The organism is Oceanobacillus polygoni, assembly GCF_008304605.1.
In the GTDB taxonomy this organism is placed as follows: Bacteria; Bacillota; Bacilli; order Bacillales; family Amphibacillaceae; genus Oceanobacillus; species Oceanobacillus polygoni.
Map to the genome: position 1 here is coordinate 333,046 of NZ_PIJY01000024.1, position 23,137 is coordinate 356,182.

The window sequence follows — 23,137 nt, forward strand, 5'->3', positions numbered from 1 at the left end:
ATTAATCTTTAAGAAAACTGGAGGGGTCTTACATTTAAAAGCTAAATAAATACCTAGCATGTAATAGGTCACATGCTAGGCTGTTTTTACGTTGTTAGAAAAGCTAGTAGTTCGCGATTAAATTTTTCCTGCTCTTCCCAAAATAAACCATGCCCACTATGTTCAAACCAGATAAGCTTGGAGCGCTGTATTTGTTGGTGCAGGATGGACGCAAGTTGGGGAAGACAAATTTGATCATGTATCCCTTGGAAGATTAGAGTAGGTACTTGAATGCTTTCTACATCAGCAAAGAGCACTTCGTCTCTCAATGTAACTAAGATGTTAGCGGTAGAATAGCCACTTGCCACAATACCTAATTGAAAAAACCATTCCTTAAAAGCTGGGGTCAATGTTCTATAGAAAAACATGTTCGTTAATTCAGCTAGCATTTGTGGACGATTATCGTAGGTTTGTTGGATAAGCTGATTTACCTCATTAGCTTGTAAACCATACGGAAACCCTGGTCGTTGGATGAAGCTAGGAGCTGCTGCGGCGAATAGAGCAAGCTTATCTACACCATATCCACGATGTCTGCCCATGTAACGAATAACGATAGCACCACCAACTGAATGTCCAGCAAGTGTAAAATGTTTTAAACCGAGTGTGTCAACAATAACGCGAATATCATCAGCAAGTCGGTCAAATGAGTAACCTTCCCATGGTTTATCCGATTGTCCAAATCCCCTTAAATCAATTCCAATACAGCGATAACCCATTCCAGGCAAAACATTAAATTGGTATTCAAATAAACGATGATTTGCGGGCCAGCCATGCACAAACAGAATAACGTTTTCACTTTTTGGATTGATGTCCTCAACATAAATGTTAACAGACGGTTCTACCTGTACATAATATCCCATTCATTCTCCTCCTTGATAAAATCCCTTCTATAGACATATTCCAAAGAGGGCTAGGATAAGAACTAATCCATTAATAATAGAGCATATTTACTGTTCAGGCAGTTAGGTTAACGGTAAAATAAGGGTATCGAAAAGAAGGAGTGATCCAGTTGAAGACATATCCGAATGTTACCGAAACGAAGGAACTAATTAAACAGTTAGTATCGATCCCGAGCCCGTCAGGAAATACGTTTAAAGTAATTCAGTTTGTCGAACAATTTTTACAGGAATTAAATGTGGAAACAAAACGTAATCGAAAAGGTGGCCTAATTGCAACCTTGCCTGGTGCAAATAAGGACGAGCATCGCATGCTGACTGCTCATGTAGATACGTTAGGTGCAATGGTAAAAGAAGTGAAAAGTAATGGCCGTCTTCGTCTTGATTTAATTGGCGGATTTCGCTATAACTCGATTGAAGGGGAGTATTGTGAAATACATACATCGAACGGAGAAGTTATTACGGGAACCATTTTAATGCATCAGACCTCTGTTCATGTGTATAAAGATGCCGGTGATGCCAAACGTGACCAGGTGAATATGGAAGTACGAATTGATGCGAAGGTTGAAAGTGCAGAAGAGGTCCGCGCACTTGGGGTTGAGGTTGGGGATTTTGTTTCTTTTGATCCGCGTGTGCAGCTGACTGACAATGGATTTATTAAATCACGTCATTTAGATGACAAAGCAAGTGTAGGCATTTTATTACAACTTATTAAACGAATGAAACAGGAAGAAATTACGCTTCCATATACAACGCATTTTCTAATTTCTAATAATGAAGAGATTGGCTATGGAGGTAACTCAAATATTACTCCTGAAACTGTTGAATATTTAGCTGTGGATATGGGAGCAATGGGAGATGGCCAATCGACAGATGAGTATACCGTTTCCATATGTGCCAAGGACGCTACAGGTCCATACCATTATGGTTTGCGAAAACACCTTGTTGAGCTTGCAGAAGCTAATGATATTGGCTACCAATTGGATATTTATCCATTTTATGGTTCAGATGCATCGGCAGCAATTCGGGCAGGGCATGATATTATTCACGGTTTAGTTGGACCAGGGATTGATTCATCTCATGCCTTTGAGCGAACGCATGAAAACTCCCTTATTCAAACGGAAAATTTGTTATATCATTATGTGCAATCGGACATGGTTGGTTATTAACTTGAAGTAATTCTCGTTAAAACACTTCAGGTTGAAATCATCATGCTCTCCATGTCATTTGTATAGGTATTCTGATACTTCCGCTACTTTTAATTACTCTAACTATATATAGAAAGGCATACAATATAAAAGCCGGAACACCAAACGGTTTGTGCAATAGCCCTTTAAGGGGGCGACTCACTAACTTGAGCGATCAAATAACCACACTTTTAAAAAGGGCTATCTCATTTTTCGAGATAGCCCTTTAAAATACATTTTTATAACACGTAACCGTAAATACAAATGAAATGGAATAGGGTGCCGAGCAAGATGAAAATATGAAAAATTTCATGGAAACCGACATGTTTAAATTCCAAAAATGCGGGCTTCAGCCAATAAATAACCGCTCCAATTGTATAAATCAGACCACCGAGAATTAGAAAGAACATGCCATTCGTTCCAATAATCGGAGCAAGTGATCCACTGAAAAATACGACAATCCAGCCCATAAGGACATAGAGTGCGGTTGATAACCATCTCGGCGCATGGAACCAAACTAGCTTAAAAATAACTCCTGCAATCGCAAGTCCACTAATCACACCAAATAAAACCCAGCCTGTTACACCGTTCAAACTGATTAAACAAAACGGTGTATACGTTCCAGCAATCAGAACAAATATCATCGAATGATCGACCCGTCGTAAAAATGCGATGATTCGATCCTTTGCTATGACCATATGATAGGTAGCAGAGGCAGCATATAGCAGAATCATGCTAATTCCGAAAATAATAACAGCCGTTATGGCTAGCGCTGATCCAGTTGTCTCTATAGCTTTCATCACCAATGCAACAAGTCCCGCGATTGATAAAATTGCTCCGAATAAATGTGTAAATCCATTGATCGGTTCCCGAACGTAATTATTCATATTAACACCCCTGTAATGATAAGTAGTTTTTAAAACTATATGTACATGATAAACGTATTATAAGATGTAGTCAATGTTTACTTTGTTAAAATTTCGCTTTATAATGAACATACTTTATATAAAAGAGGTCGTTAGGATGGAAAATAAACAAGAGTGGCTGGAAACACTCCATTTAGATAACCAGTTGTCCCTTGAGGATATACCAGATTTGGATTTGTACATGGATCAGGTTATTCAATTATTTGAGAAGAAATTTGCAGGTCAAAAGAGAAACGAAGATGAAAAAGTACTTACAAAAACAATGATTAATAATTATGCAAAAGGGAAATTGTTTTTTCCAATTAAAAACAAGAAGTATTCGAAAGAACATTTGCTGTTGATAAGCATGATCTACCAAATGAAGGGTGCATTATCAATCAATGATGTAAAGTTGACACTTGAAAAGCTGAATACGAAAATAACAGACGAGTCCTTTGATCTACAGCGCTTTTACACTAATTATTTGGAATTAATGAAAGTCAACCATGCCATGTTTGAAAAGGATATGCTCGAGCATATGTCGGAGGTTGAATCTGAAATTGCTAAATTGGGTAGTGATGATGAGACCTATTTAGAACAAGTGCTACTTGTGGCTACTCTTACGAATATGAGTAATTTTTACAGAAAAGCAGCTGAGAAACTGGTGGATGGGATGGCTCAGAAGGAACAAGGTGATAAGAATGAAGCTTAGTATATTGGATCAAGCCCCAATTGCAAAGGGATGTACTGCAAAAGAAGCATTAGAAGCTTCTGTTGAACTTGCCCAGCTTGCAGATCGCTTAGGATATAAACGATATTGGGTCGCTGAGCACCATGATCTCGAAGGATTATCTAGTCCAGCTCCAGATATTCTGCTTGGAATTATTGGATCACAAACACAGAGGATCCGCTTAGGTTCAGGTGCCGTTTTATTGCCGAATTATAAGCCCTATAATGTGGCAGAAAGATATCATGTGTTAGCAACATTATTTCCAGGTAGAGTTGACTTGGGGATTGGTCGAGCACCTGGCGGATCGGCCGAGGTCTCAATTGCTTTAGCTGGGAATTTCTTGGAGAAAGTGAAAAACATGCCTAAGCTGTTGGATGAATTGCTTCATTTTATCAATCGTGATTTTCCAGAAGAAAATATGTTTGCGAAAATTGCGGCTGCACCTCTTCCGGAAATAAAACCGACTCCGTGGCTATTAGGAACGAGTGAAAAAAGCGCACATCTGGCAGCGGAAAAAGAACTTCCATATGTATTTGGCCATTTTATGAGCGATGCCGATGGGCCAGCTATCGTCGATAGTTATTTTGAAAAAAGTGCTCCAAATAAAGCAAAAGCAATTGTAACGGTTTCTGTTATTTGTGCTGACACGACAGAAGAGGCGGAAAGGCTTGCTCAAAGTAACTTGCATTGGAATGTGCTGCGCTCAAAAGGAGAAGGTAAGGACGGTGTACCTTCAATAGAAGAAGTCGAACAATATCATTACACAAAAGAGGAAAAGAAATTGGTAGATAAATTGAAGCATAATCAAATTATTGGCAACCCAACACAGGTAAAGCTAGAACTTGAAATGCTCCAACAGCGTTATGATGTTGATGAATTTATGATTGTTACAATTACCCATAGCTATGAAGCAAGGAAAAGATCGTACGAGTTATTAGCAGAGATTCTTTGATGATGCATGATACTGAAAAAATTGGTTAAACTACTCCTGCAAATAAAGATGAAGGAGGAGTAGTAAATGGGATTTATTTGGTCATTGATTATTGGAGGAATTCTAGGTTGGATAGCCAGTCTAATTACGGGACGTGATATTCCGGGCGGAGTTTTTGGAAATATCATTGCTGGTATTATCGGTGCATGGCTCGGTACGCTTCTGCTTGGTCAATGGGGACCAGTAATGGGAGGATTCTATATTGTACCGGCATTAATTGGAGCAATTGTGCTTATTTTAGTTGTAAGCTTTGTCATGCGAAGTATGCGTCGTAATACGAAGTCGGCAGAAAGCTAAAAATCATATGAGATAGTATGAGAACCCTTTTTCAGAGAGGGTTCTTTTTCTTTTGATCTCTAAATGAATCAAGCATAAAAAGCGATCTTCATCAATACATATTAAAGGACAAGCATATGTACCTGAAGGTGGTGGTTATGATTGAAAATTGGGTTACAGATATTATGGAGCAGCTTGGGTATTTAGGCGTTTATCTTATGATGGTATTGGAGAATGTTTTCCCACCGATTCCGTCTGAAATTGTATTACCATTTGGCGGGTTTCTGACAACATATACTGATTTAACAGTTCTAGGTGTTGTTGTCGCTGCAACTGCAGGTTCTGTAATTGGTGCAATGATCTTATATAGTATTGGAATGCTGCTTGATGTAGAACGATTAGAAAAAATTTTAGATCGCTGGGGGCATATTCTACGCCTGAAAAAGGAAGATATCCGAAAAGCTGACGCGTGGTTTGATAAGTATGGCTATTGGACCGTCTTGTTTTGTAGAATGGTGCCAATTGTTCGCAGTTTAATCTCCATTCCAGCTGGTATGGCTCAGATGAATTTCTGGCTATTCCTGTTCTTCACAACAATCGGCACAATTATGTGGAACATTATCTTAATTTCGCTAGGTGCAGTACTTGGTTCAAACTGGCAAAATATAATTGGATTTATGAATGTTTATAAGGATTTTGTTTATGCAGCACTTATTATTGGGACGATTCTACTTATTATCTGGCTTATTCAAAAGAAGAGAAAAAGGAAGTAAGGAAGAAATTCCACTTCCTTTTTCTCTTCGCTAACGCACCAACCCCGATATCTAACGCACCATCCCCGATAGCTAACGCACCATCCCCGATATCTAACGCACCATCCCTACTCACAATAGCACCAATCCACCCAACTTCAACTATCGCTCATACCCGAAGGCTCACCCCACTATAAGCCCCGAGACCTAGTCCAAAATATTACTCAGGCTCATTACCGAAAGTCCTCTTAACCGATAAAATGAAATCAAGATAAAGAAAGGAGGCAAACGGAATGAAGAAATTTCTGTTGTTTATTGGAGGGTTAGTTGCCCTGATCATATTATTAGCAAACATAGGTCCAATGGTGCTCTTAGCACTTAGCGTTTGGCTGCTTTATGTATGCTTTAAAAAGTTTGTAAAAACCGATTCAACACTAGCAAAAGTAGGCTGGGCACTAGTTGGCTTGCTTGTGTTAAGTATTACATTTTCCAATCTGTATGCTGTTATGGGAGTAGCTGCAGCGTACGTGCTTTACCTGGTTTACAAAAACTGGAATAAGGAAGAAAGTCCAGTTGTTCATGTTGTAGAAGACGATGATCCTTTCACAAATTTTGAAAGACAATGGGCCGAATTAAATAAGTAAACATAATGAAATAAATTGTTGTAAACCGTCATAACGAATTAGAATCAACCACCACCATTTAAATTATCAATAGAAAAGAAGGAGAGATTTTTATGTCAACAAACATTTTCACACGCATTAAGGATTCGATATCAGCTGATCTTCATACAATGATGGATAAAAAGGAACAAAAAAATCCGATAGCTGCATTAAATCAATATTTACGTCAAAGTGAGCAAGAGAAAGAAAAGGTTCGAAAACTTATTGATCGTCAGTATAAATTAAAGGAAGAATTTTCTCGTGAATATTTGAAAGCACAAGAACTAGCTGATAAACGTTTAAAACAGGCGACAATTGCCGAAAAAGCTGGGGAACAAGGAATGTATGAATTTGCAATAAAAGAACATGAGGAGTACCAAACTCGTGCTGATCGTATGAAAGCATCAAGAGAAGAAGCAATTGAACAACTAGAAACATTAGAGCAAAAATATGAGGATATGAAACATCGCTTAAAGGATATGCATTTACGTCGCATGGAATTAATGGGCCGTGAAAATATAGCTAAAGCAAACCACCAAATTAATCGAGTGGTTGAAGAAACTTCAGAAAAGCCATTCTCAAAATTTGCGGAGATGGAGCAGTATATCGAGAATTTGGAATACAAAGTGAACAGCTCATACTACCGTAGCACATTTGATAGTAAAATCGCAGCTCTTGAAAAAGAAATAAACGAAAAAGTAAATTAATGACGTTAGAACATACGTGCAGAAAAAATTAAAAACATGATATACTGGTACAGGCGCAGAAATTTCCTGCGTCTGTACTGTTTAGAAATTGTTCGAAACGTCAAGTAAAAATAACATATCGAGTATTACCCACATTACATAACAACTACAAAGGAGGATTACAAAAATGTTCAAAAGACTAACAACGGATTATTTCAACTGGATATTGATCATTGGTGTCATCCTCCTTATTTTTGAGATTGCCTTTTTTTTCGGTGGTTCAATTATTCCAGCATTATTTTCTGCATTGTTTGTGTATATTGGCTGGAAAAATTTCCATAAGCTATGGGGGAAAATTGTATTCTGGATAGCGCTCGTTAGTCTCGTGTTTTCAGTGTTAAATTTATTTGCGGTACGCTTTTTGATTATCGCAGCTATTATTATTTTCATTATTAACTACTCAAAATCTAAAAGTGAAGCAACCCAAATGGAGCCCATACTACCCGATGGAGAGAAGAAACGTGAGTCGATGATAAAAGTAGATCCGTTATTCGACCATAAGGTATTTGATGATCAAATCACGGAAGATGCTGCTTATCAGTGGAAAGACGTAAATATTCATGGTGCGTTTGGCGATCGGATTATTGACTTAAGTAATACGGTGTTGCCCAATGATACAGCTGTTATTTCAATCCGACATGTAATTGGGAATATCGAAATTTATGTACCGTATGAAGTGGAAGTGAGTATTCATCATAGCTCAGTGTTCGGCAAAGCTCATATTTTAGGTAAGCATCACTTAAAATTAATGAATAAGTCCATTCACTACCAAACGGCAAATTATGATACAGCATATCCGCGTGTAAAAATAATCACCTCGCTTTTTTCTGGAGATATCGAGGTGAAACGGATATGAATACGATTTTTAAGCATATTTTAACAGCTGTTGTTTGCAGTTTACTATTAGCAATTACATTGGTGCTCATTACCTTCTTCGCCTTTTCGCTTGATGAGGTAGCGGGCTGGAAACTGCTTTGGCAGCAGAAGATTGGCGATTTATCTTTCTTACTTACAATTGTAGTTATAGCTATCATGTTTGGTACAATTATCGGTTATATAACAGGCTGGTATTGGAAGCAAAGGCTGACCCAAATTGATCGAAAACTTGATGTCATGATCAAGGGGGGCAAGCTATCAACAGTTGAAGAATCCCATAAAGAATTGGATAGCATTGAACATCGGATGTATCAATTGCAGGAGAAAATCCGAAATCAAGCAGAGAATGCACAGCGACTTGCAACCGAACGAGCAAACGAACGTGAGCAAAGTCTCCAAGAGATTGTTGTTCAGGAGCGAAACCGACTTGCACGTGAGCTTCATGATTCGGTTAGTCAGCAGCTTTTTGCAGCATCCATGCTCATGTCTGCCATTAATGAAACAGGTTCATTAGAGGATCAAGGATTAAAAAAACAATTGGAAATGGTAGAAAGAATGATTCATCAATCACAGCTAGAAATGCGGGCATTACTGCTTCACTTGCGTCCAGTTGCCCTAAAAGGAAAGACGTTGCAGGAAGGTGTCGAAGAGTTATTGCTTGAACTGACACAAAAAGTTCCAATGGAAATTGAAACAAAAGTAGAAGATTTTAAAGTTGATAAAGGCGTAGAGGATCAGCTATTTCGTATTTTGCAGGAGTCACTATCAAATACGTTACGACATGCCAGGGCTACGACATTACATGTTTTGCTAATTGAACGAGATGACACCATTATTTTACGAGTTACCGATAATGGCATTGGTTTCCAAGCGGATGCTGTAAAAACAAGCTCCTACGGGATGCAAAATATGCGCGAGCGTGCCTATGAGGTTGGCGGCACCTTTAAAATCATTAGTTTACCAAATGAAGGGACTCGATTAGAAGTGAAGGTTCCTGTTTTAAGGAAGGAGGAAAATGAACGTGATTAAAGTATTGTTTGTTGATGATCATGAAATGGTACGGATTGGAGTTTCTGCTTATCTTTCTGCACAGCCTGATATCGATGTGGTTGCTGAAGCAGATGATGGGGCACCAGCTGTGGAGTTAGCACTGGAATTACGCCCAGATATTATTTTAATGGATCTTGTAATGAAGGAAATGGACGGCATTGAAGCAACAAAGAAAATTATTGAAAAATGGCCAGAAGCAAAGATTATTATCGTAACAAGCTTTCTCGATGATGAAAAGGTATATCCAGCGCTTGAAGCAGGTGCAACAAGCTATATGCTAAAAACATCTAAAGCGAGTGAAATAGCAAAAGCAATCCGTGCGACACATGGGGGACAATCCATTCTTGAACCAGAAGTAACCGGGAAAATTATGAATCGCATGCGCAATAAGCCAGAAGCAGTACTCCATGAGCAGTTGACAGGGCGTGAAATGGAAATTTTGCTATTGATTGCCCAAGGAAAAACGAACCAGGAAATAGCAGATGAATTATTTATTGCACTGAAGACTGTGAAGGTGCATGTGAGTAATGTTTTAGGAAAGCTTGAAGTACAGGACCGTACCCAAGCGGTTATCTATGCCTTTCAAAATAATCTTGTTAAATAAGAAGAGCCACTCTACGTTAGGAGCGGCTCTTCTTTATTTTTGCATGATCGAAAGAGTAAAATCTTTCAACCACATGATAAATCGAAACAAGCTCATATAAAATGATTAACTCTGACGGAAAATTCGTTGGGTAGGTCTGGCTATTCTTCATAACCTCTTCATTGTCCCCCCAAAATAAATCCGTGATTTCTTTTAGTTGCGTTTGATGAATCGTAATGTTATAGGATGCATCATCCTGTAACCGATTTGCAACTCCATAAACAGCATCCATAATTGTTTTTCTCTCCTTCTCTGTCCAGGATAAATCAATAATTGGATTACGAATTAAATTATTCAAATGATAATGAATGATCCGTAAGCTGCTTAATTGGTGCTGTAACTGTTCAAACTGTTCCTGTTCAGATTCAAGGAGTGGATGGAATTTTGCTTCGTCTTTTTGAAACCGACTTAATTGTTCTGTTCGCTGCATGGCACTGTCAATTTTAGTTAAATACTTCTTCGTGAGAGAGGTATTTTCTTGTTTCCCCTCAAGAATAGCTTGGAAAATTTGTTCAATTTGTTTTGCAGTATCGGTTCGTGTCGTTTTAACCCTTTTAAAAATATGTAATCGATACTTTGGTGGAAGAATGAACATGTTCACTAAAGTTGAAACAGCAAGTCCAATTGTTGTGGTTCCCAAACGAATAAAAAATGCAACAAGTAAGTTAGTGTGAATGACTTCAACCATCGCAACAGCGGTTAAGGTAGCGACTAGCAAACCAGCATGAAGCCTCAAACGGAAACAAGTTACAATTGTACATATTGCTGCAAGTGAATAGGTGAGCGGCGAGTTACCGAAAAGCGAGATAAATAGCACCGCATAAGCAGAGCCTATTGCTGATGCAGGAAAACGGATTATGCCTTTTTTAATTGAATCGGATACAGTAGGCTCTACGGTTACAATTGCTGTAATAACAGCGAACACTGGTGGCCAGCCAATCCATTGGCACACTAAGGCGGTTAGGAAAACTGCAACTCCTGTTTTAACAGTTCTGTCACCGATAAATGAAAAGTATCTCACGACAACTCCACTCCAAATAAAAAAGTTCTTAAATGTTTGTAACACGTATCTATTTTCTTACTTCTGATGAGAAATTTCAAATTTTTATAAAAAAAGGGTTGCATTATTTTTAAAAATCACATAGACTGTATTATAACAACAAACAATATTTAATATTGTTATATAAAAGAAGGGAGAGAGTAGCATGAAAAAATATGAAAAGCTGTCCTGTCCAGAATGTGGTAAAGAGGTTGATTCTAAGAGTTACACAATGGAATGTGACTATTGTTTGTCAAAGAAGGAGGATTAATTTTTTTAGGGTCTTTGTTATATAACAATAAAATTTAACTGTTTTTATAGTATAACAGACAAGAGGGAGAGTAGAAGAAATGCTAATGAATCAGACCACCGTACAAATCGAGCATGAAAGTCATTTTAAAGATATTCTTACACCACAAGCATTGGAATTTCTGGAAAAGCTGCATCATCATTTTGAAGAGCGCCGTAGAAACCTACTAGAGATTAGACAGCAAATTCAGGAGAAGTTGAAAGAGGGGAAGCAACTGCAATTTCTTTCAGAGACAAAACAGGTTCGTGAAGGGAATTGGACAATTGATCAGCTACCGAGTGATTTGCAGGATAGAAGAGTGGAAATTACCGGACCGGTAGACCGAAAAATGATTATCAATGCATTGAATTCAGGTGCTAAAACCTTTATGGCAGATTTTGAGGATGCTACCTCACCGACGTGGGAAAATGTGATGAATGGCCAAATCAACTTGAAAGATGCGATTCGAAGAGCGATTGATTTTGAAGCCGAAAATGGTAAAAAATATGCGTTACGGGATGAAACAGCTGTTTTAATCGTACGTCCTCGTGGCTGGCATTTAGAAGAAAATCATTTAACAGTAGATGGAAAAACGATGTCCGCAAGTTTAGTAGATTTTGGACTTTATCTTTATCATAATGCGAAGGAATTGCTTTCTAGAGGTTCGGGACCATACTTCTATCTACCAAAAATTGAAAATCACTTGGAAGCACGGCTTTGGAACGATGTATTTATTTTTTCACAAAACGAGTTAGGCATTCCACAGGGGACGATTAAAGCAACTGTACTAATCGAAACGATAACAGCCGCATTTGAGATGGATGAAATTTTATACGAGATTCGTGAACATGCTGCCGGTCTAAATTGTGGACGATGGGATTATATTTTTAGCTATATTAAGAAATTCCATCAGAATCCAGATCGAATTCTTCCTGATAGGTCGACTGTTACGATGGAAGTTCCATTTATGAGAGCGTACTCTTTACTTGCAATTCAAACATGTCACAAGCGTAATGCGATGGCAATCGGGGGAATGGCAGCACAAATACCAGTTAAAAACGATGATGCTGCCAATAAAATCGCATTTGATAAGGTTCGAACAGATAAGGAGCGGGAAGCAAATGACGGGCATGATGGAACATGGGTTGCACATCCGGGAATGGTTCAGCTTGTCATAGATATCTTTAACAAAGCGATGCCATCATCGAACCAGATTGCCAATAAGCGAGATGATGTAAGCGTAACAGCTGAAGATCTGATTCGTTTACCGAATGGTGAAATTACAGAGGCAGGGCTACGAACCAATATTAATGTAGGGATTCAATATACTGCAGCCTGGCTAAGCGGGAGGGGAGCAGTGCCAATCAACAATTTGATGGAAGATGCAGCTACTGCAGAAATCTCAAGAGCGCAAGTGTGGCAATGGATACGCTATCCAAAAGGGGTACTTGCAGACGGTAGGAATGTGACGATGGAGCTAGTTGAGGAAATCATGCAAGAGGAACTATCTAAGATTGAAGAACAAATTGGTACAGATGCTTACCGAAAGGGGAATTTCGGACAGGCTGCAAGCATTTTTAATACGCTAATTAAACAGGATCATTTTGCTGGATTTTTAACGATACCAGCCTATAAGGAATTATTAAAAGGGGGAAACAAATCATGACAAATAACCGTGCAGAAAATTTACAAAACAGTTGGACAAATGATATGCGATGGGTAGGGGTAGAGCGTCCATATACAGCAGAAGAGGTCATTCGTTTAAGAGGATCCATTGATTTGGAATATACATTAGCATCACGGGGAGCAAAAAAGCTATGGGAATCGATTAAAACAGATGATTATGTGAATGCTTTAGGTGCACTGACTGGAAATCAAGCCGTTCAACAGGTGAAGGCTGGGTTAAAAGCAATTTACCTAAGTGGCTGGCAAGTTGCAGCAGATGCGAATGTAGCAGGACAAATGTATCCCGATCAAAGCTTATATCCTGTAAACAGCGTACCGAATGTTGTCAAACGAATTAATCAAGCTTTACAGCGTGCAGATCAAATACATTATTCGGAAGGGAATACAGACATCGATTGGTTTGTTCCAATTGTGGCAGATGCAGAAGCAGGTTTTGGCGGACAGCTTAATGTATTTGAATTAATGAAGTCGATGATTGAATCTGGGGCAGCTGGGGTTCACTTTGAAGATCAATTATCCTCAGAAAAGAAATGTGGACATTTAGGTGGTAAAGTATTGCTGCCAACACAGACAGCAGTTAAGAATTTAATCGCAGCACGTTTTGCTGCAGATGTGATGGGTACTCCAACAGTAATTATTGCCCGGACAGATGCCAATGCAGCTGATATGATTACGAGTGATGTTGACCCGTATGATGCACCGTTTATCCAAGGAGAACGAACTTCTGAAGGGTTTTATCGAACCAAGGCTGGCATCGATCAAGCAATCGCTCGTGGATTAGCATATGCACCGTATGCGGATATGATTTGGTGTGAAACTTCAGAACCGAATATGGAAGAGGCACGGCATTTTGCTAATGCGATTCATGAGAAGTATCCGAATAAGTTATTAGCTTATAATTGCTCTCCGTCCTTTAACTGGAAGCGTAAACTTTCTGATGACGAGATTGCTAACTTCCAGAAAGAGCTTGGGAAAATGGGTTATAAATTCCAGTTTGTTACATTGGCAGGATTCCATGCGCTTAATCATAGTATGTTTGAGCTGGCAAGAAGATACAAGGATGAGGGGATGGCAGCATACTCTGAATTACAGCAAGATGAATTTGCAAGTGAGAAGTATGGTTATAGTGCAACACGACATCAGCGTGAGGTAGGTACTGGCTACTTTGATGAGGTAGCACAAGTAATATCTGGGGGTACCGCTTCAACGACTGCTTTGAAAGGATCGACAGAAGCAGAACAATTTACAAGCTGATTATCCCTAATGTGTGTATAGGTCTAAACTCCTCATGAAACAGAATAAAGTGATACCAAAAAGTGCTTATCCTAATAAAATAGGATAGGCATTTTTTGGTAACAAGCAATTTTTTGTCGGATTATTCAAACAACTATATTATTGTTTTGTTAAGATATGAAGAAAAAATAGGCGATTTATGTCGTTTTTGAAATATAATTGTAACATTACTATAATATGAATGACATTTTACAATGTTATAATTCATATTGCCTAGAAAAGTTAATACATAATTAAAAAATAATCACATAGCTGTAGCAACACTGAATTCATAAGGAATTACATAAAAAGAGCTTTGCGGTGTGAAATGGGAAGCGGGGAAATGAAAGTTGAGAAAGACATTTATGGCATTATCCACTGTTGCAGTGGTTGGTTTAGGTAGTACTTTATTCACTGTATCAGCCCAGGCAGAATCCATTCAAGATATTGAAAACAAGCAAGCACAAATTCAAGAAGACCGAGACGCAATTAAAGCAAACTTATCTGATGCTGATAGTAAAATAGCAGAGGTTTTGATAGATTTAGAGGAATTAAATGAAGAAATTGAGAAGGTAAATAAAGCTTTAAAAGAAAACCGGAAGCAAATGGATCAAACCAATGAAGCTATTTCTGAAAAAGAAGATGAGGTAGCTCAACTAGAAAAAGAAATTAAAGAGCTAGAAGAAGCTATTGAAAAGCGTTTTGAAATATTGAAAGAACGCGCTGTATCTTACCAGCAAAATGGTGGGGATATTAGTTACCTTGAAGTGATTTTCGGTTCACAGAACTTTGGTGATTTTATTAGCCGTGTTTCAGCAGTAAATAAAATTACAGAGTCTGACAGCACATTAATCAAAAAGCAAGAAGAAGATAAAGCGGCTGTTGAAGAAAAACAGGATGCTGTACTTGTGAAATTAGATGAATTGAATGAAATGAAGGTTGAGATTGAAGGTATTCTTGCATTAATTGAAGATCAAAAAGCTTCAAATGAGGATAAAAAAGAAACGCTAAAATCGAAAGAAAACGACTTGCTTGCATTAAAGGAAGAACTTCAAGTTGAAGATTCTAAGCTTGCAACATTAGAAAAAGAAGTAAGAGCTAGTTTACAAGCTGCAGTAGAGCCTGCACCTGAAACAGTAATTGCTAATGCAAGTGCTAATGAAAATGTAGATACAACAGGTTCATCCGAAAAAGCTACATCTGGTGGAGAGTTGCAAACATTAAGTAAAGAATCAACATCAAGACCTGCAGCATCTGGTAATATCAATACAGCAATTAATGCTGGATTCTCTCACATAGGAACTCCATATGTTTGGGGCGGAAAAGGACCAGGTGGATTTGATTGTTCTGGATTCGTATCTTGGGCATTTGCTCAAGCAGGAATTTCTATTCCATCAAGCACTACAGGCTTAGCGTCAACAGGTACACAAGTATCTTCTGGCAATATGCAGCCTGGTGATATCGTATTCTTTGACACATACAAAAAGAATGGCCATGTTGGAATCTACCTTGGTGGCGGTAAGTTTATCGGTGCACAAAATTCTACGGGATTAGCTGTTGCTGATATGACAAGCGGTTACTGGGCAAGTAAGTTTTCAGGTCATGTTCGTAGTGTAAAATAATAGATTAATAGAAGAACCATTCTGGATTTTTGCAGAATGGTTTTTTTGTGTTTATGAAAGTAGATAATTTTTCTGGAGGAATAGCTGCTATCAAAATAGTTAAAAAAGGCTTGGATTATGTTTTCTCCATTCCTATAATCTGAATACTGTGCGATATTACCCGTGAAAAAGTAAAAAGTGGTTTAGATAATGATGAAGAGGGTAATAGTGTATATGTTGTATAACCGTACATATAGATTTTGCAGCAAAAAATTGCAGCTGAAGAAAGGAACGCATCGATGAAAAACAAAGCATTTTTAAATCCAGTATTTTTTGTTTCAGCTATTGTTATTTTTTTATTAGTCATTACCGGAGCTATTGCGCCTTCACGATTTGGAAAAGTTGCTGAGACATTATTTAATTTTACGACAACGAATTTTGGGTGGTTTTATTTACTTGCCGTATTTATTTTTATCGCATTCTTAATTGGTCTTGCAATAAGCAAATACGGAAGACTGAGACTAGGGAATGCAAACTCTCGTCCAGAGTACCCTTTCTTTACATGGATTGGGATGCTTTTTTCCACAGGATTTGGTTCTGGTCTGGTGTTCTGGGGTGTCGCAGAACCAATGAGCCATTTTTTAAACACACCATTTCCTGGGCTTGATGCCCAAACTCCAGAAGCAGCAAGAATTGCAATGGGATATGCATTCTTTAACTGGGGAATTAGCCAGTGGTCTGTATTCGCGATTGTTGGACTTGTCATTGGTTATGTACAATTTAGAAAAGATAAAAATGGCCTTATTTCCACTTCGATTCGTCCTGTCGTTGGATCGAATCAAGTTGTGGCGAATACAGTCGACTCTTTTGCAGTTATCGCAACGGTAATGGGGGTTGCAACTTCATTAGGACTTGGGATTTTACAGATGAATGGTGGAATGACTTCGATATTTGGACTACCGAATTCAATCGGAATTCAAATTCTCATTGCTTTAGCAATGCTCATCACCTATTTATCTTCCTCTATAACAGGTTTAAATAAGGGAATGAAATGGTTAAGTAATATTAATCTTGCGGCCTGTCTATTATTGTTACTCTTTGTTTTCTTTGCAGGTCCAACGGTATTTATATTAGAAACTTTTGTTTTAGGCTTAGGTGACTATTTGACAAATTTTGTTCAATATAGTTTACGGATGACACCATACGAAGGTGGTACATGGGTGCATGAGTGGACGATTTTCTATTGGGCATGGGCAATTTCTTGGTCCCCATTTGTTGGTGCTTTTGTTGCACGAGTTTCAAAAGGTAGAACGATACGAGAATTTATTTTTGGTGTGCTCGTAGTTCCACCTGCGATTGCCTGTTTATGGATTGCTGTATTTGGAGGCACAACGCTGTACAGTGATTTAAATTTGGGAACACAAATAGCAGAGGCAGTAGATGTAGATTTAGCAGTTGCACTATTTGAAACCTTTGGGACGCTGCCATTTTCGGCAATTACTTCTGTGCTAGCTATTCTACTCATTTTTACATTTTTAGTAACCTCTGCAGATTCAGCAACCTATATAATAGGAAGTATGACGTCAAAAGGAAGCATAAACCCTTCTATTATAACAAAAGTTATCTGGGGTATTTTAATTACTGCAATTGCTGTTGTTTTGCTAATGGCAGGTGGCCTAGAGGCATTGCAAACTGCGTCATTAACTTCAGCATTGCCATTAACCGTTGTCATTCTTATTATGATGATTTCATTTTTAAGAATTTTATCGAAAGACTTTCGAGATAAGAATAAGCGTTAGTATGAAACAGCTGGAATTTCCAGCTGTTTTTTTGAGAATAGAATAAAATATCTCTCGCATTGACCAAATGGATTACGCTTCATAAGTATAAGGGTCTCCTATAAAGCAAAGAATGATTTCATAAGAATACCTATAACGAAAGATGATTTGTTTTATAACAACTTTCCATGTGTTTTGTAGAGCTATGAAACAAAATACGGCATAAAATTTTACTTTGTTAATTGTACGTTAAATATAGACTCATATTTTCAAATATATTATAATCATTTTAGGGAAGTAGGTGATTCAGGTGGGAAGGTAAAACAATATAACAGATTCAGCAATGATTCGGTGAATGTATTTTTTACCTATGTGTTGAATCATCAGCGTACGGAGTTTCATTTTTATTATACTTAATTTTTAGAAATCAGGAGGTGAAGTCCTTGTGTTTTAAGCACAAGGACCTTAATTGGACGTATCCACGATAGTGAATTTACTTGCAGTTGCTGTACTAATCGCATTTACCGCTTTTTTTGTAATGGCGGAATTTGCCATTGTAAAGGTGCGAAGTACACAACTTGAACCACATATTGAGAATGGTAAGAAAAAAGCGATTTATGCTAAACAGGTTGTCTCACATTTAGACGAATACCTATCTGCTTGTCAGCTTGGGATAACGATCACGGCTTTAGGTATTGGACGTTTGGCAGAACCTACATTTGAGCGAATGCTCCATCCGGTATTCGGTGCACTTGAACTTGGCGGTGCACTTGTAACGACACTTTCAATTGTAGTGTCATTTGCATTTGCTACCTTTCTCCACGTTGTTGTTGGGGAACTGGCGCCGAAAACGTTGGCAATTCAAAAAGCAGAGCAAGTTACACTGTTTGTTGCAAGACCGCTAATGTGGTTCTATCGTTTGCTCTTCCCATTCATTTGGTTCTTAAACGGTTCAGCTCGACTCTTAACACGTGCTATAGGACTAAAGCCTATAAGCGGTCATGAAGAATCGCACAGTGAAGAAGAACTTCGCTTGATTCTTGCAGATAGTTATAAGAGTGGTGAAATCAATCAATCAGAAATGATGTATGTGAATAACATTTTTGATTTTGATGAACGTGTAGCAAGGGAAATAATGGTTCCTCGAACGGAAATGATTTATTTTTCAAAAGAGGACACTTTCGAAGCAAATCTTGATATTATTCGCGAGGGGCAATTTACGAGATACCCTGTCGCTGACGAAGATAAAGATAACATTATAGGCTTGGTAAACCTAAAGGAAGTTCTAACCGGTAAATTTGATGATCATAAACCCAATACAATCGAGAAATTTATTCGTCCGATTATCCATGTTTCAGAAGCAACACCGATTAAGCAGCTTCTGCTTAAAATGCAGAAAGAACGAATCCATATGGCTATTGTAAATGATGAATATGGTGGAACGGCAGGTCTTGTTACAGTTGAAGATATACTGGAAGAAATCGTAGGAGATATCCGAGATGAGTTTGACGAACATGAGATGCCAGAGGTAGAACAAGTCGACGAAAACACCCATCTTGTTTCTGGAAAAATTAGCTTAGAAGAAGTAAATCAACTGTTAAATATTTACCTTGCTGATGATGAGGTCGATACGATCGGTGGTTGGTTCTTTACGAATAATCTGGAAGCCGAAGTTGGAGCAGTAATGGAATATGAAGGCTATGAATTTATTCTAGAGGAAAAAGATGGATATCAGATTAAGCGAATTAAAATTGTGAAATTATAATGTGTGAAAAAAAGGCAAGCTTTCATGAAGAGAGTTTGCCTTTTTCTGTGAGGTAAGAAAGTAGAAGCTCCTATAGTACATGAAGTCTAGAATTCAAGTTAAATTCTGTTCATCGAGGAGCTTACTTTAAAGGAATGGTTAAAAAAGCAGGGATTCATTCTTTGGAAGAAATGGATGCTCATTACGAGGAGAAAGCGGCTCTAACACAATCTATAGATAGTGCTAATGCTTATCTATATTTAGCATGAGATGAATCGAAATATGTAACCGGATTAGAAATAGGTGTTGATGGTGGATGGACGGCAAATTCTTAATAGTCTAGACCATAACCTCTGATAGAAATTGTTATCAGAGGTATTTATTATGTTTGGCATTTATTCGTCATTTACAAAATGGATTGAAAGTAATACGTATAGGTTTAGATTTACTGAATATAGGTTAAAGGGATAGTACAATTTCTTTTAGGAGGTTGCCAATGGATATAAATGCAAAATTAAAAGAACTAGAAAATGTAAAGACGGCAGGTAGTAATAAGGTTTTTACAATGTACTTAAATACAGATAGAACCGATCCGGATCAGCAAGGTGGAGAGTGGAAAATCCATTTCAAAAATGGCATGCGGAATTTTGAAAGTTATTTAAGTGAAGCGAATGATAAAGAAGAGCTTCATAATTTCCAAGTCGTAAAGAAAAAGGTAGAGCGATTTATTAAGGAAAACGAGCAACAGCAGCTAAAGGGGATTATTGTATTTGCAACTGCAGATGATGAGGTTTGGTACGCAGAAATCGTCCAAATGAGATTAGAGAATGAGTTTTATTGGCAAGAAACACCAGAATTAGATCAGTTTCGAAAGCTAAAAGAAACCTATCCAAAGACGGGAATCATTCTTGTGCAACAAAATCAAATAAAGGTTATCGACTCTTATCTGAACCAAATTGAAGATACATTTTCTTATGAGCTCGATGTCGAAACGGATACATGGCGCATAATGCAAGGACCACGTAAAGGTACCTCTGGCACGACAGGGCTAGGTTCCACTAATTTACAGAAGGATAAGTTCGAAGCTCGTTATGAAGTGAATCAACAGCGCTGGTATAAAAAAATTGCTCCTAAAATAGACAAGCAAGCGAAAGATAGAGGTTGGCAGAAAATAGTTGTTGTTGGTGAGAATGGTGCTTCCAAAGTACTTACAAATCAGATGAGTAAATCGGTCGATGAAATTATCCAGAAAAATATGCTTGACCATGAAGAATCGAAGGTTATGCATGAAGTACTGGGGTAAGGATTGAAATGAACATAATAAGCACATAAAAAAGCGTCTAAGCGGGTCAACGCTTAGACGCTTCATGAATGGTACGCATTAGGCAAAAACAAGCAAGCTAATCCTATGGCGAAAATTAATCTTTTTCACTTAAATATTTTTCATTCACATAGCCTGTAAAATCTGGCGTTGTTATTTTAACCCATTCACTTCCGTCATCTTCCACTTCTACTTTCTGATCAATTGTTACGATACCTACAATGTCATAATCCGTGCCAGGGCCACTGCGCGCATTTAATAAATCAGCTGTGACATAACGGGTTGAATAAGTTATCTCCTCAGATTCATCCTCATCTTCTGCTTGGTTGTTCTCGTTGTCATCAGTTGAGAGATCAGAAGTATCATTTTCATCGTCGCTTATAGTTGTTAAGCTATTGTTTGTAGCCTTAGCCAAACCTTGTTCTTCACTAGTAGCAAAGTCCGGATTCATAAACTGATGCTGCATAATGGCAACAAATGCAATAAAGACAGCCGTTAGAATGAGTAATATTGTAAAAATAATAGCTTTTTTTCTATCCATTTCTCACTTCTCCTAAAACTAATATCTAGAAGATAGTATACATGAAATGATAGAAAAAGGAAAAGAAGAAACCAAAGAATCAAAACAGTCGAAGAACAAGGAGTACTACTGCAATAGAAACAAAAAAAGAACTAAAGACATAGCCAATAGCCTTCCAGTATCTTTTTTCCAATAACAGGTTCAACGTTTCATTGCCGAAGGTTGAAAAAGTAGTATATGCTCCACAGAAACCAGCACCAAGGAATAGCCAAATCTTATCGGAAATCATTCCATCTTGGTTGAACTTTAATAAAAACGCTAAAAACATGGAGCCGCTTATGTTGACAACCCATGTAGCGAGTATTCGTTTATTTAATTGAAGCGAGATGGCATACCTAGCAATACTTCCAATAAAACCACCGAGGGCGACGAGTAATAGATTCATGCGTTTACCTGCTTTCTAGCAGCTATACGGTAACCTAGAAAACATAATGCAAGTCCAACAAAAAAAGAAATCAATATGTAGCTGATAGCCATTGCAACACTTTCATTCCATAATCTAGCTGTTTCAAGGGCTAGTGTAGAAAAGGTGGTAAAAGAGCCAATCACGCCGACAGTGAGTGCCGCTAATAATTCTGGAGCCAGCTTTTGTTTTGCATATGGGTGATTTAAAAGGAAAGGGAGCAAAAAACAACCAATTAAATTTACAGTCAATGTGGCGAAGGGGTAGCCGTTCGTATCTCCATAAAGCAAGGAAATACAGTACCGGCCCCCCGCACCAAGCATGCCACCTATTCCTACAGCCAACAACAGTTTTACACTCATGCGCTTTTACAAAGTGGACATAAACCATAGATTTCAAACTTATGACCTTCAATTGCATAGTTTGCAAGTGTTTGCTGTACTTCATCCATTGGACAAACCACAATTTCTTTTGTTTTTCCACATGCATTGCAAATAAAATGATGATGATGATGATGTGTACAATTCATTCGAAAGTGTTTCTCACCGTTTAGTTCTGTTGTTTCTAGAATTCCTACTTCATTATATAAATGAAGGTTACGATAGACCGTATCAAAGCTGATACCCTCATACGTTTCTTCCAGATAATTGATTAAATCCTTGGCAGTACGGTATCCATCAGCCTTTTCAAAAAAGGCGAGGATATCTTTTCGTCTTCCTGTTGTTTTATAGCCTTTATTTCTTAGTAATTCAATCGCTTCATCGATGTTCACGCTAAATCCCCTCCTATATTCGTTTGGGTTAAGAGGTAGCACTTTAAGAGGTAGTTCAAACACGAATTTTAATTCGTTTTATTCCAATAGCAATTAATAAAATAATAATGGATACCATTACAATCGTGCCACCTGGCGGGATGGATAAATAATATCCCGATATGAGTCCGATAATGACGGATAGCTCTCCAAATAAGATCGATAAGAGCATCATTTGTTTAAAACCTTTAGCAAGTCGCATGCTTGCCGCAACGGGTAATGTCATTAAGGCAGATACGAGCAGTACACCGACTATTCGAATCGATGCAGCAATAACGAGTGCGGTCAGCACGATAAAAAGTAAGTGAATCCGTTTGGAATGTAGTCCTGATATCGTTGCATGCTCTTCATCAAATGATAAAGTAAAAAGTTCCTTATAAAATAGTACTACTACTAGTATAACAAAAATTGCGATTGCAAGTATCATTAAAAAGTCATTTTGACTGACAGCGGAAACCGACCCGAATAAATAATTAAATAAATCGGTATTAAAGCCATCAGCGACGGATATGAAAATGACACTTAATCCAACGCCACCGGATAAAATAATTGGAATGGCGAGCTCCTGGTACGCTTTATACACCGAACGGAGCTTTTCAATGAGAATGGATCCGAGCACGGAAAAGGCCATTCCGCTATACAATGGTCCAATCATTAGTCCGAACTTCTTTTCTGCCATTAGTCCAAAGGCGATTCCAGCCAGGGTTACATGGGACAATGCATCTGCAATTAAAGATAAGCGTCGTACAACTATAAATGTACCGAGGAGTGGGGCGATAACTCCAATAAGCAATCCCGTTAAAAATGTGTATCGTAGAAAATCATATTGAAAAAAGTCCGCTAGCATAATAGTTCCTCCA

25 protein-coding genes are annotated in these 23,137 nt (G+C 38.0%); 16 read left to right on the plus strand and 9 right to left on the minus strand.

Going from position 1 to position 23,137, the window contains the following annotated elements; all coding sequences use genetic code 11:
• Positions 1 to 86: 86 nt before the first annotated feature.
• Positions 87 to 899 carry an alpha/beta fold hydrolase gene (locus tag F1560_RS10805; protein WP_149474625.1) on the minus strand — a complete coding sequence of 271 codons (813 nt, stop codon included), beginning with the start codon at positions 897 to 899 and terminating at the stop codon, positions 87 to 89.
• A gap of 149 nt (positions 900 to 1,048) precedes the next feature.
• Between F1560_RS10805 and F1560_RS10810 the strand changes: the two genes are divergently transcribed.
• Positions 1,049 to 2,104: a M42 family metallopeptidase gene (locus F1560_RS10810; RefSeq protein ID WP_149474626.1), complete on the plus strand. Its 1,056-nt coding sequence runs from the start codon at positions 1,049 to 1,051 to the stop codon at positions 2,102 to 2,104.
• A 257-nt stretch (positions 2,105 to 2,361) separates the two neighbouring features.
• Here F1560_RS10810 and trhA read toward each other — a convergent pair whose 3' ends face one another.
• A complete protein-coding gene (gene trhA / locus F1560_RS10815) occupies positions 2,362 to 3,009 on the minus strand; it encodes a PAQR family membrane homeostasis protein TrhA (RefSeq protein WP_149474627.1) in 648 nt (215 codons plus the stop codon).
• 136 nt (positions 3,010 to 3,145) lie between these two features.
• On the opposite strand from trhA, the gene F1560_RS10820 reads away from it, so the two are divergent.
• From F1560_RS10820 to F1560_RS10835, 4 genes are all read left to right on the plus strand, one after another.
• Positions 3,146 to 3,739: a DUF1836 domain-containing protein gene (locus tag F1560_RS10820; RefSeq protein WP_149474628.1), complete on the plus strand. Its 594-nt coding sequence runs from the start codon at positions 3,146 to 3,148 to the stop codon at positions 3,737 to 3,739.
• Complete coding sequence (locus F1560_RS10825) at positions 3,729 to 4,709, plus strand: LLM class flavin-dependent oxidoreductase (protein WP_149474629.1); 981 nt, start codon at positions 3,729 to 3,731, stop codon at positions 4,707 to 4,709. Before F1560_RS10820 ends, F1560_RS10825 begins: the two co-directional genes overlap by 11 nt.
• A gap of 66 nt (positions 4,710 to 4,775) precedes the next feature.
• Complete coding sequence (locus tag F1560_RS10830) at positions 4,776 to 5,045, plus strand: GlsB/YeaQ/YmgE family stress response membrane protein (RefSeq protein WP_149474630.1); 270 nt, start codon at positions 4,776 to 4,778, stop codon at positions 5,043 to 5,045.
• A 140-nt stretch (positions 5,046 to 5,185) separates the two neighbouring features.
• A complete protein-coding gene (locus F1560_RS10835) occupies positions 5,186 to 5,797 on the plus strand; it encodes a DedA family protein (protein WP_149474766.1) in 612 nt (203 codons plus the stop codon).
• Here F1560_RS10835 and F1560_RS22135 read toward each other — a convergent pair.
• On the minus strand, positions 5,769 to 5,912 hold the full coding sequence (locus tag F1560_RS22135) for a hypothetical protein (protein ID WP_187773697.1): 144 nt from the start codon (positions 5,910 to 5,912) through the stop codon (positions 5,769 to 5,771). The genes F1560_RS10835 and F1560_RS22135 overlap by 29 nt on opposite strands.
• Positions 5,913 to 6,069: 157 nt before the next feature.
• Here F1560_RS22135 and F1560_RS10840 point away from each other — a divergent pair, with 157 nt between their 5' ends.
• The 5 genes from F1560_RS10840 to F1560_RS10860 all read left to right on the plus strand — a co-directional run bounded on the left by F1560_RS10840 (position 6,070) and on the right by F1560_RS10860 (position 9,714).
• On the plus strand, positions 6,070 to 6,420 hold the full coding sequence (locus F1560_RS10840; protein ID WP_149474631.1) for a lmo0954 family membrane protein: 351 nt from the start codon (positions 6,070 to 6,072) through the stop codon (positions 6,418 to 6,420).
• A 92-nt stretch (positions 6,421 to 6,512) separates the two neighbouring features.
• Positions 6,513 to 7,145 (plus strand): PspA/IM30 family protein, encoded by a 633-nt coding sequence (locus F1560_RS10845; protein WP_149474632.1) that lies wholly within the window; start codon positions 6,513 to 6,515, stop codon positions 7,143 to 7,145.
• Between the two features lie 166 nt (positions 7,146 to 7,311).
• Positions 7,312 to 8,040 (plus strand): cell wall-active antibiotics response protein LiaF, encoded by a 729-nt coding sequence (gene liaF / locus F1560_RS10850; RefSeq protein WP_149474633.1) that lies wholly within the window; start codon positions 7,312 to 7,314, stop codon positions 8,038 to 8,040.
• Entirely contained in the window at positions 8,037 to 9,089 is a 1,053-nt protein-coding gene (locus F1560_RS10855; RefSeq protein WP_149474634.1) for a sensor histidine kinase, read from the plus strand. The genes liaF and F1560_RS10855 overlap by 4 nt, the downstream gene beginning before the upstream one ends.
• A complete protein-coding gene (locus tag F1560_RS10860; RefSeq protein WP_149474635.1) occupies positions 9,082 to 9,714 on the plus strand; it encodes a response regulator in 633 nt (210 codons plus the stop codon). The genes F1560_RS10855 and F1560_RS10860 overlap by 8 nt, the downstream gene beginning before the upstream one ends.
• A 16-nt stretch (positions 9,715 to 9,730) precedes the next feature.
• Here the strand turns inward: F1560_RS10860 and F1560_RS10865 are convergent, their stop codons facing one another.
• The gene (locus tag F1560_RS10865) at positions 9,731 to 10,774 is read right to left on the minus strand and encodes an aromatic acid exporter family protein (RefSeq protein ID WP_149474636.1); all 1,044 of its coding nucleotides are present in this window, start codon (positions 10,772 to 10,774) and stop codon (positions 9,731 to 9,733) included.
• Positions 10,775 to 11,148: 374 nt separating this feature from the next.
• On the opposite strand from F1560_RS10865, the gene aceB reads away from it, so the two are divergent.
• The 6 genes from aceB (at position 11,149) to F1560_RS10895 (ending at position 20,465) form a co-directional block, all read left to right on the plus strand.
• Positions 11,149 to 12,747, plus strand: coding sequence for a malate synthase A (gene aceB / locus F1560_RS10870; RefSeq protein WP_149474767.1), 1,599 nt, complete (start codon positions 11,149 to 11,151; stop codon positions 12,745 to 12,747).
• On the plus strand, positions 12,744 to 14,021 hold the full coding sequence (gene aceA, locus F1560_RS10875) for an isocitrate lyase (RefSeq protein WP_149474637.1): 1,278 nt from the start codon (positions 12,744 to 12,746) through the stop codon (positions 14,019 to 14,021). Before aceB ends, aceA begins: the two co-directional genes overlap by 4 nt.
• A gap of 368 nt (positions 14,022 to 14,389) precedes the next feature.
• Entirely contained in the window at positions 14,390 to 15,661 is a 1,272-nt protein-coding gene (locus tag F1560_RS10880) for a C40 family peptidase (protein ID WP_245347617.1), read from the plus strand.
• Positions 15,662 to 15,939: 278 nt separating this feature from the next.
• A complete protein-coding gene (locus F1560_RS10885; RefSeq protein ID WP_149474638.1) occupies positions 15,940 to 17,439 on the plus strand; it encodes a BCCT family transporter in 1,500 nt (499 codons plus the stop codon).
• 448 nt (positions 17,440 to 17,887) lie between these two features.
• Positions 17,888 to 19,183 (plus strand): hemolysin family protein, encoded by a 1,296-nt coding sequence (locus tag F1560_RS10890; protein ID WP_149474639.1) that lies wholly within the window; start codon positions 17,888 to 17,890, stop codon positions 19,181 to 19,183.
• 475 nt (positions 19,184 to 19,658) lie between these two features.
• Positions 19,659 to 20,465: a VLRF1 family aeRF1-type release factor gene (locus F1560_RS10895; RefSeq protein ID WP_149474640.1), complete on the plus strand. Its 807-nt coding sequence runs from the start codon at positions 19,659 to 19,661 to the stop codon at positions 20,463 to 20,465.
• Between the two features lie 115 nt (positions 20,466 to 20,580).
• Here the strand turns inward: F1560_RS10895 and F1560_RS10900 are convergent, their stop codons facing one another.
• From F1560_RS10900 to F1560_RS10920, 5 genes are all read right to left on the minus strand, one after another.
• Positions 20,581 to 21,024, minus strand: coding sequence for an SH3 domain-containing protein (locus F1560_RS10900; protein ID WP_149474641.1), 444 nt, complete (start codon positions 21,022 to 21,024; stop codon positions 20,581 to 20,583).
• A gap of 79 nt (positions 21,025 to 21,103) precedes the next feature.
• Positions 21,104 to 21,448: a fluoride efflux transporter CrcB gene (gene crcB, locus F1560_RS10905; protein ID WP_149474642.1), complete on the minus strand. Its 345-nt coding sequence runs from the start codon at positions 21,446 to 21,448 to the stop codon at positions 21,104 to 21,106.
• The gene (locus tag F1560_RS10910; RefSeq protein WP_246811927.1) at positions 21,445 to 21,810 is read right to left on the minus strand and encodes a fluoride efflux transporter FluC; all 366 of its coding nucleotides are present in this window, start codon (positions 21,808 to 21,810) and stop codon (positions 21,445 to 21,447) included. Before F1560_RS10910 ends, crcB begins: the two co-directional genes overlap by 4 nt.
• A 14-nt stretch (positions 21,811 to 21,824) precedes the next feature.
• Positions 21,825 to 22,238, minus strand: coding sequence for a Fur family transcriptional regulator (locus F1560_RS10915; protein WP_149474644.1), 414 nt, complete (start codon positions 22,236 to 22,238; stop codon positions 21,825 to 21,827).
• A 55-nt stretch (positions 22,239 to 22,293) separates the two neighbouring features.
• On the minus strand, positions 22,294 to 23,124 hold the full coding sequence (locus F1560_RS10920; RefSeq protein ID WP_149474645.1) for a metal ABC transporter permease: 831 nt from the start codon (positions 23,122 to 23,124) through the stop codon (positions 22,294 to 22,296).
• Between the last annotated feature and the right edge of the window lie 13 nt (positions 23,125 to 23,137).

Bases quoted from the DNA above. Each gene is read 5' to 3' on its own strand.
- F1560_RS10820 (WP_149474628.1), top strand. From the start codon at position 3,146: ATGGAAAATAAACAAGAGTGGCTGGAAACACTCCATTTAGATAACCAG.
- F1560_RS10845 (WP_149474632.1), top strand. From the start codon at position 6,513: ATGTCAACAAACATTTTCACACGCATTAAGGATTCGATATCAGCTGAT.
- F1560_RS10900 (WP_149474641.1), bottom strand. From the start codon at position 21,024: ATGGATAGAAAAAAAGCTATTATTTTTACAATATTACTCATTCTAACG.
- F1560_RS10830 (WP_149474630.1), top strand. From the start codon at position 4,776: ATGGGATTTATTTGGTCATTGATTATTGGAGGAATTCTAGGTTGGATA.
- F1560_RS10805 (WP_149474625.1), bottom strand. From the start codon at position 899: ATGGGATATTATGTACAGGTAGAACCGTCTGTTAACATTTATGTTGAG.
- aceA (WP_149474637.1), top strand. From the start codon at position 12,744: ATGACAAATAACCGTGCAGAAAATTTACAAAACAGTTGGACAAATGAT.
- F1560_RS10840 (WP_149474631.1), top strand. From the start codon at position 6,070: ATGAAGAAATTTCTGTTGTTTATTGGAGGGTTAGTTGCCCTGATCATA.
- F1560_RS10855 (WP_149474634.1), top strand. From the start codon at position 8,037: ATGAATACGATTTTTAAGCATATTTTAACAGCTGTTGTTTGCAGTTTA.
- F1560_RS10825 (WP_149474629.1), top strand. From the start codon at position 3,729: ATGAAGCTTAGTATATTGGATCAAGCCCCAATTGCAAAGGGATGTACT.
- F1560_RS10895 (WP_149474640.1), top strand. From the start codon at position 19,659: ATGGATATAAATGCAAAATTAAAAGAACTAGAAAATGTAAAGACGGCA.
- aceB (WP_149474767.1), top strand. From the start codon at position 11,149: ATGAATCAGACCACCGTACAAATCGAGCATGAAAGTCATTTTAAAGAT.
- trhA (WP_149474627.1), bottom strand. From the start codon at position 3,009: ATGAATAATTACGTTCGGGAACCGATCAATGGATTTACACATTTATTC.
- crcB (WP_149474642.1), bottom strand. From the start codon at position 21,448: ATGAATCTATTACTCGTCGCCCTCGGTGGTTTTATTGGAAGTATTGCT.
- F1560_RS10920 (WP_149474645.1), bottom strand. From the start codon at position 23,124: ATGCTAGCGGACTTTTTTCAATATGATTTTCTACGATACACATTTTTA.
- liaF (WP_149474633.1), top strand. From the start codon at position 7,312: ATGTTCAAAAGACTAACAACGGATTATTTCAACTGGATATTGATCATT.
- F1560_RS10885 (WP_149474638.1), top strand. From the start codon at position 15,940: ATGAAAAACAAAGCATTTTTAAATCCAGTATTTTTTGTTTCAGCTATT.